This window comes from Agarivorans sp. TSD2052 (genome assembly GCF_023238625.1).
Lineage (GTDB): Bacteria > Pseudomonadota > Gammaproteobacteria > Enterobacterales > Celerinatantimonadaceae > Agarivorans.
In genome coordinates this window covers 4,433,099-4,451,688 of record NZ_CP096670.1, presented here as the reverse complement: position 1 = coordinate 4,451,688, position 18,590 = coordinate 4,433,099, and the positions used below count along the sequence as shown (strand labels likewise).

Sequence of the window (18,590 nt, the reverse complement as noted above, 5' to 3'; positions counted from 1 at the left end):
GGTAGATGAAAATACTCGTCATAAGCTTGGAGCGTTCAGCCCAACGAAGAGAACGTATAACTCAGGAGTTTAGTAAGCTTGGCCTTGAGTTTGAGTTTTTTGATGCCGTTGATGGTGCTAAAGGCTATCATCCTTTGTTTGATAAATACGATGAAAAAAGGGCGAAATGGCAAGGAGGGTCGGGCTTAAACGCTGGAGAGTTGGGCTGTTTTGCTAGTCACTTTTTAATATGGCAAAGATGTATAGAATTAAACGAACCTGTACTGGTTTTTGAAGATGATGTGCTGATCCCGGATGATTTCTCTCAAATATTCTCTTTGCTTGATGATGTATTACCGCGCTACCAATATATTAAATTAGGTCGGGGCCGATTGCGCTCGCTGTGGCCGGTGGGTGAATTTGTAGAAGAGCAACCCTTAGGGCGGTTAAAGATAGTTAAATACATGCGCCAAACCGATTGTGCTCATGCCTACGCCTTAACCCCAGATGCTGCTAAACGGTTTGTTGATAATGCCAGCCGCTGGATTTTTCCAGTAGATGACTACATGGATAAAGAGCATCTCAGCAAAGTACTTCAGTTTGGTGTGGAGCCGCGCTATGTGTTTCAACGCGGCGAAGATTCAGATATTAAACAAACTATTGACGATAATACTCAGCGAAAACGTATTAGCACTATTAGGCGCATTCGCCGAGAGTATTATCGATACCGTGATAAATATGCCTGTAACTGGATTAACTATGGTTATTGGTTCAAAAGAAAATTAGGCCTTAATAAATAGTGACTGAGGTTTTAGCGGTAAGCTGCGCTGAACGATTCAGCGCTGCCTCCATCCTTATCGTTTTTGACGAATCCCAAATTCAGTCCAAGCCTGCTGTTGCTGTTTTACGGCTTTAAACAATGCATCATTCTCGCTAGAGCGCGGCAGCTCCTGATGATAAATATGTACTTGCGTCGCCTTATAGAATAAGGGATGGATATCGATTCCTAACAACCTTAGTCGGAACTCCGGGTCGCTGTCTTCACCAGTGCCGGCTGCTTCGTAGCGCTCATCAAAACCATTAATACCTAATAGATCCGCTTTGTGTAGTGAGAAATTGCAGCCCACAATGCCCTTATTGGTTTTTTGCAGGTATCGTCTAATTTTGTTAGATGGAATTCGTATTCCTTTTTCGATGTTTTTACCGCGACCTAAGATATAGCCCCAAACTAGAGGCCAAAAATGCGACTGTACAAAATTTGCAGGGTGTTGAGTTAGCTGCAATTGCTGAGTCATTTGTGGCGATAAATCAGCGCGACGGCCATTTAAACAGCGGCCTAATTGGGCTTCGCTTAAATGGTCTTCTACAAAGTATGTTTGCGGAACGCAATCACCATCAATGAAAATCAAGTATTCAGCTTGAGCTGCTTGCACCGCTAAATTTAAGCAACGGTTTTTACGAAATCCTTTATCTTCATGCCAAACATGTTGAATCTGTAAGGCACTGTGTTGCTGTAAGGCTTCTAATTGTTCAACCGAAGCATCATTAGAGCCATCATCGGCAATCACGACTTCAAAGTCGGTCATGCTTTGCGCTTCTAATGCGCTAAGAACTAACTTTAATGCCTTGATATTATTATAAAAAGCCACTACTACAGAGGCTTTAGGGGCGCTGTTTGAGCTCATTAATGGTGTTTTCTCGTTTTTTTATAAGTGTAGTTGCCTTTAATCTTCCGCCACAAGCCGAATTTTGTGGTGCTAGGGAACATGACGATTCGTCTTATTTGTTGCAGATCTTGATGCATACCCACTGGGCCTGAGTCGGTGGCAACGGTATAGGTATAAGCGGCTTGTTTGGCGAGCTGTTTAGTCTTGTCGTTATGGTTGCCGTATGGGTAGGCAAAGGTACTGAGTTTGCGCCCTAATAAACCTTCTAATTCAGCTTTGTTTTGCTCAATTTCTTGTTGTTGTTCTACTTCACTCAACTCTGCCAATTTAGGGTGGTTAAGCGTATGTCCGCCAATTTCAACATAACCGCTTTGGTCGATTTGGCGCATGGTTTGGTGGCTCATCAGCTCAAAGCGTTGGTCAGGTTTAGTGGGGTGTTCCACGTCCCAGCGATTGTGGTCAGTGCCTGTTACCGCATAGATAACCGCCTTAAATTGGTACTTTTTAAGTAGCGGTAATAGCAAGTCAAAGTTGTCTTGGTAGCCATCGTCAAAGGTTAGAATAATGTAGCGCTTGCCGTGATTAAAACGGTGCTCTAAGCCTATTTGGGCTAATTCGGTAAAGGTGATGGGAGTTAAGCCCATGCGCTTTATAGTTTGAAAATGTTGTTCTAAGCGCGCTAGCGTTATATAGGTTCCGTAGGCACCTTTTTGGCTATCATCTTGAGTAACACGGTGGTACATAATGATAGGCACCTCGCGTTGCTTGGTATAGACATACGCCGTTTGATAAAGCCTCACTAGCTTTTGGCACACTTCGTCTAAGTCATACTCAGCGCGAATTGCGCTGACCAATTGATCACTGACTTCAGTCTCTGTAGTCGCGGTGACTAGCTGTTGAGCCAGTAGTGAAAAATCGATATCGAGTTCAGTTTTGCCGTCATCAGCGACATCACCAAAATTACTGGCTAAGGCCGCTGGTAGGTTATCGAGAGTTATTAAGCCTAAGGCTTTGGCCTCTCCTACGGCAAACACCGGTTTTTTACAGAGTAATGCTTCCATGGCGACGCGACCTGCACCAATAACGAGATCAGCTTGGCTTATGGTTTGGCGTATATCTTTGCTGTAGCCGCAAAATTCCACTTGGCCTTCAAATTCAGTAAAACGGTCAGCTATTTTGCTACCACTGATGATTTGCACGTGGTTGGCGCCTAGGTCAATAGATTGTTTTAACAGTTGGTATACCAACTCACCTTTAGGGCCGGTTAGTCGACCGATTATTTGAATAATGGGCTTTGAGTTATTGGCTTTTGCTAATGGGCTAAATTGTTGGCTATTTACACCGTTGCGCACCACACTAACTTGTTGTTTTGGCACACCGAGATCGCGAATGATTTGCTGGGCAATATTTTCGCATACGGCTACCGCATGAAAGCCCAAAGCATGGAATTTTTTGCGAGAGCGATGCACCGGTTGCCGACCATGTACAGTGGTAATCATCGGTGTATTGGTGATTTTGCACGCCACATAGGAAGACCAGCCAGACGCTCGGCTATGGGCATGAACTAATTGAATTTTATATCTAATAATCAGATAGATTAGATAGAATACATGCCATACTCTGCGTAGCAGACTACGTTTATTAAAACGTAGCTTAAAATGTGGCCCTTGATGAGGACAAGTTAAGGTATCTGATACATAGAATACTTGATGTCCTCGCTGAGTGAGGCGATCACCCACTTGAGTAGCGTATACTTCAGCTCCGGTTACTTCGAGTTGTGATAGAGCCATCAAAATATTCATAAAGATGAGAGACCTTGCTGTTGTTTGATAACATATTCTACAGAACTGACTTGGTTACGCCTAGTCAATGTGTGAAGGTCTGATTTAGTGTTTGGTTTGTGATTAATAATGATTAAAGGCGGTAATAGATTTTTGTGAGTAAGTCATCAAAAAAAACAACTCCTTTGTTAGGGTACATCAAGCATCTAATGGGACTGTTTGTGGTGCTAACCTTGCTCGTGACTGGGCAAGCGCAAGCACGAACCGCTCGAGTTTTATTGCTAAATTCCTATCAGGCTGGCTTACAGTGGGATGCTAGCTTTGATTTAGGTTTACGCCAAGAAGTGGGAGAACACTCCGTGTGGTTTTATAACCATAGGGTGGAATCAACACCGCGTAATGACGACAGTTATGCTTCGGCGCAAATCGACTTACTCAATGAAGTAGTGCTGCATTATCAATTTGACTTGATTGTAGCGCTAGGCCAACAAGCTTTAGATATTGCCACATCATTACAAGATGCTGGCGTACTTCGAGCCCCTATTGTGGCAGCTGGCGCAGATTTAACGGCGTATATGGAGCCGAGAGAACGGCATATTACCGGGGTGCACCAGCACTTAGCCTTGCGTGAAAACCTATTGCTGATTCGCCAGCTCAGCCCCGAGCTTGAATCGATTCACTTATTGGTTGATAGCTCGTCAAATGGTAAGCGGATTGCTAGCGAGTTTGCTCAATTAGCCAAGCAATTTGCGCTCACTTATACCGTTTGGCACAACCAAGATTACGAGGAAATAAAAGCCAAAACGTCGATACTTAATCCAAATGATGCGATTCTTTTTGGAGTATTACAGCAATCTTTAGCCAGCAATATCGCTCTTTCTGAGCAACAGATAGCGTCTTTGTCGGAGGTGTCTCGCGCCCCCATTTATAGCCTGTGGCAACATGCTATTGGTCATGGTGCGGTGGGTGGTTTTGTTACTTTGCCTGAGCAGTTAGGAAAGGCTACAGGCTCGATGGTCTTGCAAGTATTACAAGGCACCGATGTGCGTGATATAGCGATAAGTGCGCGAGAGCCGCAAACTTACCTGTTTGATTATGCGCAACTAGAGCGCTGGAAGATTCCGTTGTCGAATTTGGACGAAAATGCCAGCTTCCTCAATCAGCGGATATTTCAATCTTGGCAACAGCGTTATCAAGTTGTGCTTGCCCTCGTTATTGTCGCATTAGCAGCAATGTTGCTGATTATTTGGGGCTTTCGTTCTAAGCGTAAGGTTGTTGAGCAACTGGATGAGAAAAATGCGTATTTGTCTTCGTTATTTGATTTTACCGATCAGGCCTGCGGCCTGCTTGATGAAAATGGACACGTACTGGTACTAAATCAAGCCTCTAGGGCTCTATTAGGTGATAGAGCGGATTATTTAGTGGGTAACTCCTTGCTGGATAGTGCTATCTGGCAGCATCAGCCAGAGTTAAAACAACAAATAAGAAATGGCATTGCCGAGTGCTTAACGGGTGAGCGGGTTAAATTTCAAGCAGAGTTACAGCAAGAGTCACAATCGTGTTTATACGATATTTCAATTAGCCCGCAATTAAATGACCGTAAGCAAGTGAAAAAAGTGCTTATAGAGCTGCGCGATTTAAGTTTGTTGCAACAACGGCAGCGCCAACTTAGTCAAAGTGAGCTGCACTATCGTATGCTGTTTGACCAAAGCCCCGCCATGTTGATGTTAGTCAACCGTTTAGGGGTTATTGTTTGTTGCAATCACTTACTGGCTAAGCATTTAGGCTTTGCTAGAGAGCACCTTGACCTTTCCCAACTGCGCAACCTGTATAGTGATAGCGAGCAAAAGTTATCAATAATGGAGTATTTAAATAGCCAGAGTGTGGCGAAGGCAACCCGTGAGATTGCCTACCAAACCCGCCAAGGAAAGCAGCTGTGGTTTAAAGAATCAATGGTCAAAATAGAAGATGAAGATGTCTTTATGGTGGTGTGTGAGGATGTTACAGCCACCATTAATTTGGCGAGAGAATTAGACTTCCACGCAAACTTTGATTTGCTTACAGGCATCTATAATCGCGGTTACTTTGAGCGCAGGTTAAATCTGCTGTTGCAGCAAGGACAAGCTAGCAGCGGTGAGCATGCCTTATTGTTTATAGACTTAGCCCAGTTTAAAGTGATCAATGATACTTTTGGTCACGGTTCAGGAGACCAAGCGCTTAAACAAGTGGCCAATGTTTTAGAATTATTGATTCCTGAATCGGCGATTGTAGCCCGATTAGGCAGTGATGAATTTGCGATTTTATTAGAGCATACCCAGCAGCAAGCTAGCCTTGAATTCGCCAATGTCGTGATCGACAAACTGAATGATACCCACTATGTGCGTGATGACCGCATGTTTAGTTTTGGCTGTAGCATTGGCGTGACTCTATTTAGTCAGCAAGAAGGCTCGGCTCAGCAAGTGATGGCGCAAGCAGACAATGCCTGTTTTACTGCTAAGTCTTTAGGTCGAAGCAGTGTGTATTTATATCAAACCAACGACCAAGCTTTGTTGGAGCGTCAGGGCCAAATGGAGTGGGTTACTCGCATTCAAAAAGCCTTGCGTGAAGAGCGATTTTTGCTGTATGCACAAGCTATTGTGCCAGTAACCGCGGGTGATAGTGATTACCTTCACTATGAAGTACTGTTGCGAATGATTGATGAAGATGGTCGAATTGTACCGCCTGGTGCTTTTCTTCCTGCAGCCGAAAACTACAACTTGGCCGATCAAATTGATCGCGTGGTTATTGCTAAGAGTTTGCAATGGCTGGCCGAGAACCCTGGTCATTTAACCCGCTTGAATATGTGCTCTATGAACCTATCGGGGCAATCTTTGGGTAATGCTGAATTTGTTGAGTGGTTATTAACCACCCTTGAAAACAGTGCCTTACCACTAAGTAAATTATGTTTTGAAACCACCGAAACTGTGGCTATTGCTAACTTAAATGTGGCCACCGAGTTCTTTAATAAAGTACGACAACTTGGCTGTAAAATTGCCTTAGATGACTTTGGTTCGGGTTTATCATCATTTGGGTATTTGAAAAACTTACCTATCGATTATCTTAAAATTGATGGCATATTTATTCGTGACTTAGAAAACGATCATATGGATGCCGCTATTGTGCGTAGCATTAATCAAATGGCACATGTTATGGGTAAGAAGACTATCGCTGAGTTTGTTGAGAACGATGCAATCAATCAAATACTGCTAGATATTGGGGTTGACTACGCCCAAGGCTACCACTTTGGTAAACCTGTCCCTATCGAGATGTTGGTGCTTAATTAAAGCTGGTAAACTGAGACCTTAATCAACTATTGGAGAGTGTTTGGGTGAGCGCTAATCAGCCCCGTATTTACTGTGAAAACCAGACATATGCCGAATATGCCGAAGAACTCAGTAACCGCTTTAAGCTACAAATTTGTGAGCAATTACCCGAACAGGGTTTTTGTTTGGTTTTGAGCGCCGATGGTTTGGCTTTACGTTGGTGTGAAGAAGCTAAACTTGGCGACATTTCTGTGGACTTTCTAGCAGGAAGAAGTGCCCATCGTCGTCAATATGGTGGTGCAGAGGCCGTTAGTAAAGCGATTGGTATTAAGAAAGGCCAGCGCCCAACGGTGATAGACGGCACTGCTGGCTTAGGCAGAGACGCTTTTGTATTGGCTAATCTTGGCTGCCAAGTCACAATGGTTGAGCGTTCACCTTGGGTTGCAGCCTTGCTTGAGGATGGTTTACGCCGAGCTAAAGCTGACCCACAGATTGGCGCTTGGGTTAGTGAGCGAATGCGTTTAGTGCATGCCAGTAGTATCGATAGCCTAGTTGGCCTTGAGGCTGAAGTGGTTTATCTCGACCCTATGTATCCGCATAGAAAAAAATCTGCTCAGGTAAAAAAAGAAATGCGTATTTTTCAACATTTAGTTGGCGCAGATTTAGACGCAGACCAGCTATTAGAGCATGCATTATTGGTGGCAAGTAAACGGGTTGTAGTGAAACGGCCAAGTTATGCGGAGCCCTTAGCAGGAAAAGTAAGCCATCATCAACTGACAACGAAAACTCACCGCTTCGATATTTATTCGCTGATCTAGTGGCTTAATCCAGCGCTACGTTATCGGGGATATTCTGCCTAAAAAAGACCTTTAATGCCTGATATTCCTCAAGTTTAAGCCTATCTATAGTTTGTTTTGTGCTTAAGTGAATATCACGCTAAAAAATATTAGCTAATAAAAACAGGTGCTTATAGAAGCCCTTTATTGCTAATGGATATTCATTGATCTAGGTCACATTTAGGTCGAATTTAAGTGAGCTTGATCTAGTTTCTTATGTTTAGCAGGGAAAACACTTGCATCAAGAAAACGCTATCATTACTCTATTTCCATTGCTCCAAGGATTGGCGCGATAACGAAAGAAATAAGATCTGACCTTTGTTGACCGACAGAAAAACTGGAGAAGCCATAGCTTCTCCTTTTTTTTGCCTATTGATTGTTAGCGCTGAAGTTGGCGTGACATTTTTACATACTCAACACCATGTTTCTCGAACACCGCACTATCAACGCTAAAGCCCAAACCTTGATAAAAATCTATGGCGCTGCAGCGGGCATCAAACCAAAAACACTTAAGAGAGGTCGCTTGTTGTAAGTGAAGTAAATGCTTGAGCATCGCACTACCATAACCCCGCCCTTGAAACGCCGGTAAACAAGCAAATTTCCGCAGCCTAATGCTATCTTGTTGAATAAACAGAGACGCCACCATAATGAGCTGCCCGTCTAACCAAGCACCGAAGTGTTGGCCTGATTGGTCTTCAGCGACTCGGCAGAAGTCTTGGCTGTACGCTGGCCACAGCACTTGTTGGCGAATGCGAAGAGTTTGTTCGGCATCTATTGGGGTAATTTTTATCATGGTTGCAGCTTACTTAACGCATTAATGTCGAGGTTTTGTTGATAATCGACGCCTTCCACCGCAAAGCCATTCAGTCGTAAGAACGCCGACTTGTAGCCTGCAAAGTCTGTTAGCTGTTTAAAGTTAGCCGGACTAATACTGGCGTAGCGTTGGTCAATCTGTTGCTGTACTTGAGGGCTTAACTCATAGTCGTCGATGCGTATTTGCCTTAACTTATCGAGTTTTACTTGACCATCAACAGGATATAAATGCTGGCTAAATAAACGATAAGCCTGCTCAATACACTCTTCATGATTCCCCTGTTCCTTCATTACTTGATAAAGCAAGGCGATATAGGGAGACATTACCGGAATGTAGACACTGGCTTTGGTGACCAATGCTTTACATACACAGGCATAAGCGTGTCCATTTAAGTGCTTAGTGAGTTGAGCGTCTAGTTCGGTGGCGGTAGCGTGCAGGTGTTGTTTCGCTCTGCCTATGGTGCCATCACGGTAGACCGCTGCGGTGCGTTCTGGACCGATATATGAGTATGCGATGGTATTACAGCCTTCAGCTAGCACCTTGGCTTGTTGCAGCGCATCTATCCAGTTACGCCATTCGTCTCCACCCATTACTTTGGTGGTTGCTTCAACTTCAGCAGCATTTGCCAGCGCCACCGATTGGGCTTCTAATTGTTCAGTTTCCAGGTTAATGCTGAAGCCATGCAGCGGTTCATCGGTGGTTTTTAGCACCGATTGCCACTGCCCAGATGGAGTGGTTCTTTTGCCTGTCGCTAGGCTATAAATGACAAGGTCAACCTGACCACCAAAATGCTGTTTGATATAGTTGATGACCTGGTCGCGCATCTGTGGCGAAAAGGCATCACCAATAAAGTTTTTAGCGGTTAAGCCCTGTTTTTCGGCCAGTTCACGAAAATAGATGTTGTTATACCAACCAGCACTGCCGATGCCTCTTTCAGATGGGCCTCGCTCAAAAGATACGCCAATGGTGTCTGCTCCGCCGGCTATTGATAAAGCCAAACGAGAAGCTAAGCCAAATCCAGATGACGCCCCCAGAATGAGTACTTTTTTCGCGCCATTAATTTTGCCTTGCTGGGCAATGTACGCTGCTTGTTGCTGTAAGTATTGTTGGCAGCCTATAGGATGACAATTACGCGCAATATTGCCACTGAGCTGGGGGGTAATTAACATGTGAACTCCTGAAATGGGCGGTATCAGAAGAGTGTAACCTATTTGGATTGATCAACAGAAAGTTTTGCCGAGTGTGCGCTCAGCCCTGATGGGGTTGCGGTTGTTCGCTAACGGCTATCAGCTTAATTTTTCGCTTGCGTTGCGCTTTTTGTTGATACATCGCCATGTCTGCTCGATAAAACAATTGCTCTGCATCATCACACTCATCGGTGGTGGAGCAACCAAAACTGATACCGCTTTGAGCGGACCCGTTTAGTTGAATCACCTTGTCAGCGATAGCGAGTTTATCGCGAAGTTCATCACTACTTAGTTTGGAGGTAAATACTGCAAATTCATCGCCGCCAATTCTAAACAATTGTACTTTGTCACTGAGCACTAAGTTTAGCGCCTCGGCCACGAGCTTGATGAGCTTGTCCCCTTCTTGGTGACCCGCTTGATCATTAACTGATTTTAGATAATCAATGTCGATCAAAGACAGGCATGTGAATGGCTCAGTCTCAAATTCGATATTATTTACGTATTCATTGAAGGCGTAGCGGTTTTGTAAGCCTGTTAAAGCATCTAGTCTTGCCGCGTCACGTTCTAGATTTAATTGCTCGTTGACCAGCAAAGACTCTAAGGTCAGCCTTCTGAACTTGTAATGTAAGGTGAGTGACATAAACAAAGTGCTGAGCAAGCAACTCAGTAAAACGGAAACGTCGGCCGCTAATAGGGTGCTGCTGTTTTTAGGCACTGTCGACATGGCTAGCAGTATCGCTGGGATTAATAGCATTAGGGTAGATAAGATAAAGAGCAGGGCTTGTTTAGCGCCCTGACGCCAACATTGTATGCCGCAGCTAAAGGCTAGGGCTACCCAAATCAATACGACGCTGTAAATTAACACCACCGCATAGTTCACCCAAATGGCCGCCGCAGGAATAGCAACTAAGCTTACCACCACGAGTAGGCGGCTGGCTTGCCATAGGCGCGGCGCATAGTTGGGCAGGTTAAGAAAACGACAGTAAAACAGTACACTAAATATTGGAATGCCAAGCACCGGTAACATTTGAACACTGAGTACAGTGAAATGAAACAGGTGAGCCCCAACATGAAAAACAAGTGCTAAGGATAAGGTAACGGCAAACAAGTAAGCGCTAAAGTAGCCAAAAATTCGGTCTTGTTGTACTAAGCTAACGGCACCGTTATATAAAGCAAGAATAAATAGCCCCCCCAAACATAAGGTGATGATACTTGCTCGCCAATGATAGATATGGGTCATTTTAGCTTTTTGGCCAAAGCTTAATTGAGGTTGCTCAGAGTAGTACTGGCTTGAAATCCGGGTTATCAGCCAGTAACCCCCTAGCGTGGGTGTATCGATATGTCTTGCGTAACTAAATAGGTATTCATAGGGGTGTGAATAGCCACTACTAAGATGGCGGATCTGATTACCCTCTGAGTATAAGTAGTAATCAATATTTTCAATGATCGGCCCATCTACACTGGCTATCCATTGACTGGGTTCGCTGATGCTGAGTTTTTTCACAAGCCAATAACTGCCGCCAGTTAAATCAACCCGATCTACTTTACTCAGTTTATTTAGCCAATGAGGTACATCGCTATAACGATGAGGTAATACTTGCTGGTCTTCTGCAAAATAGATTTGTTGCGAGCTAGTGCTTAGCCCAGCGGCATCTGCCAAAGGCATATAGGCCAACAAAAAAGTAACACAGAGCGTGAGTAAACATCTAAAAGCAGACATAAGTGTTTGTATCGACCATCCTTGTACCAACAAAACTTCAGTTAGCATAGAGTAAATCATTGCTAATGATAAGCCCGTTATCAATTGTTTCGCTGTTTATTGCTTTTATTATGTATTTTGTCACTTAAAAAGAAAAGGCCCCTGAAGATTATTCATGGGGCCTTTAACACTGAAGTGACTTAATTCAGTTATTCTAAGGCTGCTTAACTACCGACACCACATTCCATGCAGGCATCAATCATTTCTGGGCCAAGGTGGAGTTTGGCATTTAAGTCTCGTAAAGCGGTACGAATGCCTTCTTCAATGACGGGGTGATAGAAAGGCATATCTAGCATCTGCGATATGGTCATTTGGCTTTGGTGTGCCCATGCTAGCAGGTGCGCCAAGTGCTCGGCATTGGGGCCAATAATCTCAGCGCCCAAGAAGCGCCCAGTACCTTGTTCACCATAGAGGTGAGCGATACCTTTATTGACCAACATCACTCGGCTGCGGCCTTGGTTCTCAAAGCTCACTTCACCGATTTCGAAGCAACCACAATTGCCCAAGCGTTTTTCAATTTGGCGATGGCTTTCACCTACCATGGCAATTTGCGGGTCGCTAAAGACAGCGGCAATACTGGTTCTGCGCAATCCGGCTCTGATGTCTTTACCTCGCCCTGCGTTGTCACCAGCAATTTTTCCTTGGTCTGCGGCCTCATGCAGTAAAGGAATTTGGTTGCTCGCATCACCAGCAATGAAAATATGACTAAGCGAAGTTTGTAAAGTGTAGTGATCGGCGGTGGGCACACCTCTTGGGTCGAGTTCAATGTTGAGTTTGTCTAAACCAAGTTTATCGGTATTTGCTCTACGCCCTGTGGCGGCCACCAAGTAATCCACTTCGGTTTCTACTGTCTCATCTTGTTTATTTAGGTAACGTAGTTTTACGCCGTTTTCGCTGCGCTCTATCAATTCCACTTTGGCGTCAGAATCTAAGTAAAACTCTTTGGCGTAAAGGGTATTGGCATAGTCAGTTAATGCCGGGTCTGTGAGTGGACCCACCGCACCGCCTACACCAAACATCAATACTTTTACGCCTAGGCGATGTAGTGCTTGACCGAGTTCTAGGCCGATAACGCCTGGGCCAAATACGGCGATTGACTCAGGCAAGGTGTCCCATTCAAAAATATCATCGTTTACTAATAGTCGGTCACCTAAGTCACTCCAAGCTGCAGGGTAGGCTGGGCGTGAGCCTGTGGCGATTACAATACGTTTAGCATGAACCATACTGGTTTCACCATTGGTGTGCTGCACTTGTAGATGGTGTTGGTCGACAAATTGCGCATAACCGTCAAGCTTGTGCTCTGCGTCAATACCTTCAACAGATTCTAATACGAAACCAACAAAGCGGTCTCTCTCAGATTTCACCCGTTGCATGACTGCGCGGCCGTCAATGTGTGGTTTACCTAGATTTACGCCAAACTGGGCTGATTTCTCGTACTGATGCGCATTTTCGGCGGCAGCTATCAATAGTTTGCTGGGCATACATCCCACTCGTGCACAGGTGGTGCCATACGGACCTGCTTCTATCATTAATACCGAATTTGTATGTTCTTTTGCAGCACGATAGGCTGCCAAGCCTGCAGTTCCACCACCAATAATGGCCACATCAACAGTTTGCTTAATATCTAGATTTGACATCGTAACTACCTTTTAACGATCTTTAAAAAATGGCCTAATAGATAAGCCTTGTACACGAGAGCTTGGGGGTTCAGGCGAGCAGAACAACTCGCCTGGGTAGTGCTGCTTAAGCTAGGTAAGCTTCTAAGTCTTCACTGCCACCAATGTGCTTACCGTCTACAAATACCTGCGGTACGCTACTCTGGCCACTTAGGGCTTTTAGGCTAACGCTGGTTGCATCGGTACCTAGAACCACCTCTTCAAAGGCTAAACCTTTCGCTTTTAACAGCTCTTTAGCTTTTAAGCAGAAAGGACAACCTGGTTTAGTAATGACGCTAATCGCAGCTGGTTTCTTGGCATCGCTATTGATGTAGTTAAGCATGGTATCGGCGTCTGATACTTCAAACGGGTCGCCAGCAACATCCGCTTCAATGAACATTTTTTCAATCACGCCGTTTTTAACTAGCATCGAATAGCGCCAGCTGCGTTTGCCAAAACCTAAGTCAGCTTTGTCTACTAACATGCCCATACCTTGGCTAAATTCGCCATTACCATCAGGAACTACCGTGATGTTTTCAGCTTCTTGGTCGGCTAACCATGCGTTCATAACAAAGGTGTCGTTGACACTCAAACATACGATGTCGTCTACACCATTGTCTTTAAGTACGCCAGCTAGTTCGTTGTAACGTGGTAAATGGGTTGACGAGCAGGTAGGGGTGAAAGCGCCTGGTAAGGCAAAAACCACCACTGTTTTGTCTTTAAATAGTTGTTCGGTTGTCACGTCTACCCATGCATCGTTTTGGCGAGTATGAAAAGTAACACTTGGAATAGTTTGGCCTTCGCGATTCTCTAACATATTTTTCTCCAACAAGGTTGTTAACTGGTGTTTGATTACTTGATGTAGCTAGTATCAACTTTTCCTTTTGATAAGTAAAAGTGATTGAATCTATTTTAATGATAGATTAAACCTTTCAATAGGTTTTATTGAAACTGAACTAGCACTAGCATAGTTGTCGAACAGTTAGTGTGGGGAGGGTTTACTACCGTTATTTGGATAAAAGTTGTTATAGCGCAAACCTATGCTTCGAAAGGCATAGGTTTAAATATTTGTTTTACATTGTTTTTATATTAAACCAGTTTATTCACCGTCTAATTCACCACTTTGAATACGTTCGCTACGAGCACGCAGGTATTCAATGGTAAACAGTAGCATCGCTGAAATAATGATCAGTAGGGTAGCCACTGCCAAAATGGTGGGGTTAATTTGCTCACGTAGACCCGAGAACATCTGTCTTGGAATGGTTCGTTGCTCTGGACCTGCGAGAAAAAGAACCACCACCACTTCATCAAAAGAGGTGATGAAGGCGAACAAGGCCCCCGATATGACACCGGGGCGTATCAAGGGCATAATCACTTTGAAAAAAGTCATTGTAGGGCGGGCGCCCAAGCCTAGGGACGCGTTAACTAAAGAGTAATCGAAGCCTGAGAGTGCTGCGTTTACGGTGATTAATACAAAGGGGGTTCCGAGTGCTGCGTGCGCTAAGATCACTCCCAAAAAGGAGCCTGCTAAATTGAGTTGGCTATAAAAGAAATACATACCAGCGGCTGTAATAATCAGCGGCACAATCATCGGTGACAATAAAATGGCCATCCAAAGTTTCTGCCAAGGCATGGCGGGATTACTTAAGCCGATCGCTGCTAAGGTTCCTAATACGGTGGCGATAAGTGTGGCAAAAATACCAATAATGAAACTGTTTTTAATGGCTAGCAGCCATTTGTCATCATTCCAAATTTCGGCGTACCATTTTAGCGAATAGGCTTCGGGATCCAGCGCTAACATGCCTTCGGTAAAGCTAAAAAATGGTTCCACATTAAACGACAGTGGGATGATGACGATAATCGGCAGCATCAAAAAAGCCAGAACTAATAGCGAGCAAACGCGTAAACCATAGTGGGCTACGATGTGCCAAAAAGTGAAATATTTTGGATAGTTTCTCATATTTAGCCCAACTTAATATTGTTGACGCCTACATAGCGGTCGTAGACCCAATACAGCGCAAGAATGAGTGCCAATAACAACGAACCTAAAGCGGCAGCCAGCTCCCAGTTGTTTGATGACTGCATATGAAAGGCAATGATATTTGAAATCATTTGTCCTTCAGTCCCCCCCACAATGGCGGGAGTAATGTAGTAGCCGATGGAAATAATAAACACCAACAGCGCACCAGCACTGACGCCAGGCACGGTCATGGGCAAATAAATTTTAAAAAACGCCGGTATAGGCCTCGCCCCTAACGAGAGGGCTGCCCGTAAATAGCTAGGGTCAATATTCTTCATAACGCTATATAGCGGCAAAATCATAAACGGTAATAAGATATGAGTCATCGCGATAATGGTGGCGTATTCGGTATACAACAACTCAAAGGGTTGGTCGATTATGCCTAAGGCTTGCAAGCTTGAGTTAAGCACGCCATTGGTTTGTAAAATCGCAATCCAAGAGGTGGTGCGCACTAATAGTGAGGTCCAAAATGGTAATAGCACTAATACCATTAAGCGATTCGCTATTTTACTGGGGGCGGTGGCGAGATAGTAAGCCAGCGGGTAAGCAAAAATCGCCGTCAATAGGGTAATGATTAAGGCTATTTTAAGGCTTTTCCAATACAGTTTGAGGTAGATTTGGGTATCGCGCTGTTCTATCTCTCCTGCCGAATTACGGGTTAAATCTAAGGTGGTTAAATAATAGCTATCGGTAAACGGTTGACCTGCTCGTTTAATGGCACGCCATAGCTCGATGTCTTGCCATTTTTTATGGCTAGCGAGTAGAAACTGGTCTCCGGTTAGCTGCAGTTGCTCAGGCTTTTGTTTTCTGAGTTTTCTAGCGGTAGATTTAATTAAGCTGGAGCTACCAGGCTTAAGACGGTTGATTTCTTCGGCTAGCTTTCCGGATAAACGTTGTTCGGCTAAGGATCGCAACTCAAGGCTAAATTCGCGCAATACCATTCCATCTGGCAGTGCGGACTGAGTCTCGTCCCAGTTTTTCATTTGGCTTAAGCTTAAGGGGATCAGTTGGCTGACCGTGGGGTGATAAACACTCCGGTATAACATAGTGGCAATGGGCGCAATAAAAGTGATGAAGACAAAAATTAATAGCGGCGTAGTAAACAACAGCAACAGCCGTTTTTTACGTTTCAGTACACGTTTACTGGAGAGGATCTCTTCAACGCTAAGACTACTGCTAGTTTCCATCTTCACCTCTGGTTTAACAGGCGAAGGGCAAAGCCCTTCGCAGTTGGGTTATTTTAATAACCACTCGTTGAATTTTTCACCTAAAGACTCACCATAGTCAGCCCAAAATTCACCTGAGGCTTTTAGTCCTTCATCAAGGTGAGAAGAAGGTAGCTTAGGAATTACAGCTTTATCAACATAGGCATAAGAAGAGTTACGGGTTGGGCCGTAAGCGACTTCTGGCATGCCACTTAAAGGCTTAGAGCCCGTAGCGAAGCGAATAAACTCCATTGCCAATTCTTTTTTCTTGGTGCCTTTTACGATGGCCCAAACATCGAGGTCATAAAGGTGGGCGTCCCATACCATTTCAAAAGGTTTACCTTCACTTTGAATGGCATCAAAAATACGACCATTAGCCGATTGAACCATTACCGCACCGCCGTCATTTAACAGTTGTGGTGCTTGTGACCAGCTGTCAAACCAAATGATGTCATCTGAGATGGTGGCCAGTTTGGCAAAGGCTCTGGCTTGTCCTTCTTCGGTTTCTAGTACTTCGTATACCTGCTCTTTAGGCACGCCATCAGCGATCAATGCCCACTCTAAGTTTACTTGTGGACGTTTACGTAGTGCCCGTTTGCCCGGATACTTTTTAGTGTCAAACAAATCGGCGATAGTACTAGGTTGTCCTCCCTTAATGGTATCGTTGCTGAAGGCGTACAATACAGTCCACACAATGTTGCCTACGCCACATTCGTTGGATAATGCCGCTTCACTGAAGTCTTCCGCAGCTGGCGTACCGTCATCTCCTGGCGGTAAGGTATCGTGAGGAATGACCTCTAGTAGCCCTTCAGAACAAGCGCGTTCTAAATCGATAACTTCAATATCGATGACATCCCAAAGAATGTTGCCACTTTCTACTTGAGCTTTGATTTCGGCAATGCCGCCGGAGTAGTTTTCAAAGAGTATCTTGTGGCCTGTCTCCGCCACAAAAGGGTCTATCATGTGTTTTTGTTGCGCTGCGCCATAGGCGCCACCAAACGACACTGCTGTTAACTGTTCAGCGCTAGCAAGGTTACAAACCGTGGCAAGTGCAACAATCGGGAGTAAACGTTTCATAGGTTCCATCCTTTACCATTAAGATTTCGGGGGTGTATCAAAAGCTAACCCGTCAGTTACGGACCACGTTAGTTGAGTGAGTGCGCCTGCAGCCATTGTAGGCGCGTCGTGATCGTTGAGCACTTTTACCATCAGCTCAGTTTTGTCACGAAGTTTAAAAAAGTAGCGAATAAAGTCGCCGACATAGAGGCGGGTAATAAATTCGGCCTCAATAACATTCTCAAATTGATGTTTGTCACTGAGAATAAATAGATTTTCTGGTCGTACCGCCAGTAAACAAGCTTGTTGTTCTTCAGGGCAATCCATTGCTTGCCCTTTTACGACACTGCCGTCACTTAGCTCTACTGTGGCGACGCCTTCGCTGCGCTTGATAACCTTGCCTGCTAGATGGTTATTCTCGCCGATGAAGTCGGCGACAAAAGCGTTTTTAGGGCGCTCGTAAAGCACATCGGGGGCATCACATTGCTGGACCACGCCATCGTTAAATACTGCGATCCGATCAGACATGGTCAACGCTTCGGTTTGGTCATGGGTAACATAAATGGCGGTGAAACCGATAGATTCGTGTAAGCGTTTTATCTCTAGCTGCATTTGTTCGCGTAAATTTTTATCTAGCGCGCCAAGTGGCTCATCCATTAAGACTATTGAGGGCTCAAAAATCAGTGAACGGGCTAAGGCTACCCGCTGTTTTTGCCCGCCAGATAAATGGCCGGGATAACGATTACCGAAGCTGTCTAATTCAACTAAGGCTAAAGACTCTGCCACTCGGCGTTTTATTTCTTCGCTAGGCAGCTTGCGCACCACCAAAGGATAAGCGAGGTTTTCGGCCACCGTCATATGCGGAAATAAGGCGTAGTGCTGAAATACCATGCCAATATTGCGGTTATATGGCGCAACATTGGTAATGGCTTGGCCGTTTACTAAGATTTGTCCGCTAGTGACATCTTCAAAGCCAGCCAGCATCATCAAACAGGTGGTTTTACCTGAGCCCGATGGTCCTAATAGGGTGACAAACTCACCTTTGCGGATATCTAAATTGAAATTCTTTACTACTAAGCTGCGTTGGTCGTAGCTTTTTTTTACATCAACAAAGCGCACATATTGTTGGTCGTTGACCAGCTCGCTCATACACAGATCCTTTTGCCGAGAGCTTATTGTTAAAGTAGACCAAGTAATCAAGTTTTCTATTAACATTAGCCTAACAAATAAAACGCTAGAGAAAAGTGCAAATTTTGAACTGCTTACCGGTACATGTAGCACAATGAACTAGCTAGAGAGTAAAGCTTAGTCTAAAAAATGGCTTGGCTT

At 44.6% G+C, this 18,590-nt stretch carries 14 protein-coding genes; 3 read left to right on the top strand and 11 right to left on the bottom strand.

Features of this window, described 5'->3' with window-relative positions; all coding sequences use genetic code 11:
* Positions 1-5: 5 nt before the first annotated feature.
* A complete protein-coding gene (locus tag M0C34_RS20385; RefSeq protein WP_248713482.1) occupies positions 6-779 on the top strand; it encodes a glycosyltransferase family 25 protein in 774 nt (257 codons plus the stop codon).
* A 54-nt stretch (positions 780-833) separates the two neighbouring features.
* Here M0C34_RS20385 and M0C34_RS20380 read toward each other — a convergent pair whose 3' ends face one another.
* Together M0C34_RS20380 and M0C34_RS20375 are read right to left on the bottom strand one after the other, a co-directional pair.
* Positions 834-1,664 carry a glycosyltransferase gene (locus M0C34_RS20380; RefSeq protein ID WP_248713481.1) on the bottom strand — a complete coding sequence of 277 codons (831 nt, stop codon included), beginning with the start codon at positions 1,662-1,664 and terminating at the stop codon, positions 834-836.
* Positions 1,664-3,448, bottom strand: coding sequence for a bifunctional glycosyltransferase family 4 protein/polysaccharide deacetylase (locus tag M0C34_RS20375; RefSeq protein WP_248713480.1), 1,785 nt, complete (start codon positions 3,446-3,448; stop codon positions 1,664-1,666). The genes M0C34_RS20380 and M0C34_RS20375 overlap by 1 nt, the downstream gene beginning before the upstream one ends.
* Positions 3,449-3,582: 134 nt before the next feature.
* Here M0C34_RS20375 and M0C34_RS20370 point away from each other — a divergent pair, with 134 nt between their 5' ends.
* Entirely contained in the window at positions 3,583-6,750 is a 3,168-nt protein-coding gene (locus M0C34_RS20370; RefSeq protein ID WP_248713479.1) for an ABC transporter substrate binding protein, read from the top strand.
* Between the two features lie 44 nt (positions 6,751-6,794).
* Positions 6,795-7,547 (top strand): class I SAM-dependent methyltransferase, encoded by a 753-nt coding sequence (locus tag M0C34_RS20365; protein ID WP_256469300.1) that lies wholly within the window; start codon positions 6,795-6,797, stop codon positions 7,545-7,547.
* A 397-nt stretch (positions 7,548-7,944) separates the two neighbouring features.
* Here the strand turns inward: M0C34_RS20365 and M0C34_RS20360 are convergent, their stop codons facing one another.
* The 9 genes from M0C34_RS20360 to M0C34_RS20320 all read right to left on the bottom strand — a co-directional run bounded on the left by M0C34_RS20360 (position 7,945) and on the right by M0C34_RS20320 (position 18,410).
* Positions 7,945-8,358, bottom strand: coding sequence for a GNAT family N-acetyltransferase (locus tag M0C34_RS20360; protein ID WP_248713478.1), 414 nt, complete (start codon positions 8,356-8,358; stop codon positions 7,945-7,947).
* Positions 8,355-9,548: an enoyl-ACP reductase FabV gene (fabV, locus tag M0C34_RS20355; protein ID WP_248713477.1), complete on the bottom strand. Its 1,194-nt coding sequence runs from the start codon at positions 9,546-9,548 to the stop codon at positions 8,355-8,357. The genes M0C34_RS20360 and fabV overlap by 4 nt, the downstream gene beginning before the upstream one ends.
* A gap of 79 nt (positions 9,549-9,627) precedes the next feature.
* Positions 9,628-11,334 (bottom strand): GGDEF domain-containing protein, encoded by a 1,707-nt coding sequence (locus tag M0C34_RS20350; protein ID WP_248713476.1) that lies wholly within the window; start codon positions 11,332-11,334, stop codon positions 9,628-9,630.
* Between the two features lie 155 nt (positions 11,335-11,489).
* Complete coding sequence (locus M0C34_RS20345; protein ID WP_371923098.1) at positions 11,490-12,962, bottom strand: dihydrolipoyl dehydrogenase; 1,473 nt, start codon at positions 12,960-12,962, stop codon at positions 11,490-11,492.
* 106 nt (positions 12,963-13,068) lie between these two features.
* On the bottom strand, positions 13,069-13,797 hold the full coding sequence (locus tag M0C34_RS20340) for a glutathione peroxidase (RefSeq protein WP_248713475.1): 729 nt from the start codon (positions 13,795-13,797) through the stop codon (positions 13,069-13,071).
* A 282-nt stretch (positions 13,798-14,079) separates the two neighbouring features.
* Positions 14,080-14,940, bottom strand: a complete 861-nt coding sequence (locus tag M0C34_RS20335) for an ABC transporter permease (protein ID WP_248713474.1) — start codon at positions 14,938-14,940, stop codon at positions 14,080-14,082.
* 2 nt (positions 14,941-14,942) lie between these two features.
* The gene (locus M0C34_RS20330) at positions 14,943-16,187 is read right to left on the bottom strand and encodes an ABC transporter permease (RefSeq protein WP_248713473.1); all 1,245 of its coding nucleotides are present in this window, start codon (positions 16,185-16,187) and stop codon (positions 14,943-14,945) included.
* 48 nt (positions 16,188-16,235) lie between these two features.
* Positions 16,236-17,282 carry an ABC transporter substrate-binding protein gene (locus tag M0C34_RS20325; RefSeq protein ID WP_248713472.1) on the bottom strand — a complete coding sequence of 349 codons (1,047 nt, stop codon included), beginning with the start codon at positions 17,280-17,282 and terminating at the stop codon, positions 16,236-16,238.
* 18 nt (positions 17,283-17,300) lie between these two features.
* Positions 17,301-18,410 (bottom strand): ABC transporter ATP-binding protein, encoded by a 1,110-nt coding sequence (locus tag M0C34_RS20320; protein WP_248713471.1) that lies wholly within the window; start codon positions 18,408-18,410, stop codon positions 17,301-17,303.
* Between the last annotated feature and the right edge of the window lie 180 nt (positions 18,411-18,590).

Excerpts from the sequence above, each read along its gene's own strand:
- M0C34_RS20385 (WP_248713482.1), top strand. The coding sequence starts at position 6 with ATGAAAATACTCGTCATAAGCTTGGAGCGTTCAGCCCAACGAAGAGAA.
- M0C34_RS20380 (WP_248713481.1), bottom strand. The coding sequence starts at position 1,664 with ATGAGCTCAAACAGCGCCCCTAAAGCCTCTGTAGTAGTGGCTTTTTAT.
- M0C34_RS20375 (WP_248713480.1), bottom strand. The coding sequence starts at position 3,448 with ATGAATATTTTGATGGCTCTATCACAACTCGAAGTAACCGGAGCTGAA.
- M0C34_RS20360 (WP_248713478.1), bottom strand. The coding sequence starts at position 8,358 with ATGATAAAAATTACCCCAATAGATGCCGAACAAACTCTTCGCATTCGC.
- fabV (WP_248713477.1), bottom strand. The coding sequence starts at position 9,548 with ATGTTAATTACCCCCCAGCTCAGTGGCAATATTGCGCGTAATTGTCAT.
- M0C34_RS20350 (WP_248713476.1), bottom strand. The coding sequence starts at position 11,334 with ATGCTAACTGAAGTTTTGTTGGTACAAGGATGGTCGATACAAACACTT.
- M0C34_RS20345 (WP_371923098.1), bottom strand. The coding sequence starts at position 12,962 with ATGTCAAATCTAGATATTAAGCAAACTGTTGATGTGGCCATTATTGGT.
- M0C34_RS20340 (WP_248713475.1), bottom strand. The coding sequence starts at position 13,797 with ATGTTAGAGAATCGCGAAGGCCAAACTATTCCAAGTGTTACTTTTCAT.
- M0C34_RS20335 (WP_248713474.1), bottom strand. The coding sequence starts at position 14,940 with ATGAGAAACTATCCAAAATATTTCACTTTTTGGCACATCGTAGCCCAC.
- M0C34_RS20330 (WP_248713473.1), bottom strand. The coding sequence starts at position 16,187 with ATGGAAACTAGCAGTAGTCTTAGCGTTGAAGAGATCCTCTCCAGTAAA.
- M0C34_RS20325 (WP_248713472.1), bottom strand. The coding sequence starts at position 17,282 with ATGAAACGTTTACTCCCGATTGTTGCACTTGCCACGGTTTGTAACCTT.
- M0C34_RS20320 (WP_248713471.1), bottom strand. The coding sequence starts at position 18,410 with ATGAGCGAGCTGGTCAACGACCAACAATATGTGCGCTTTGTTGATGTA.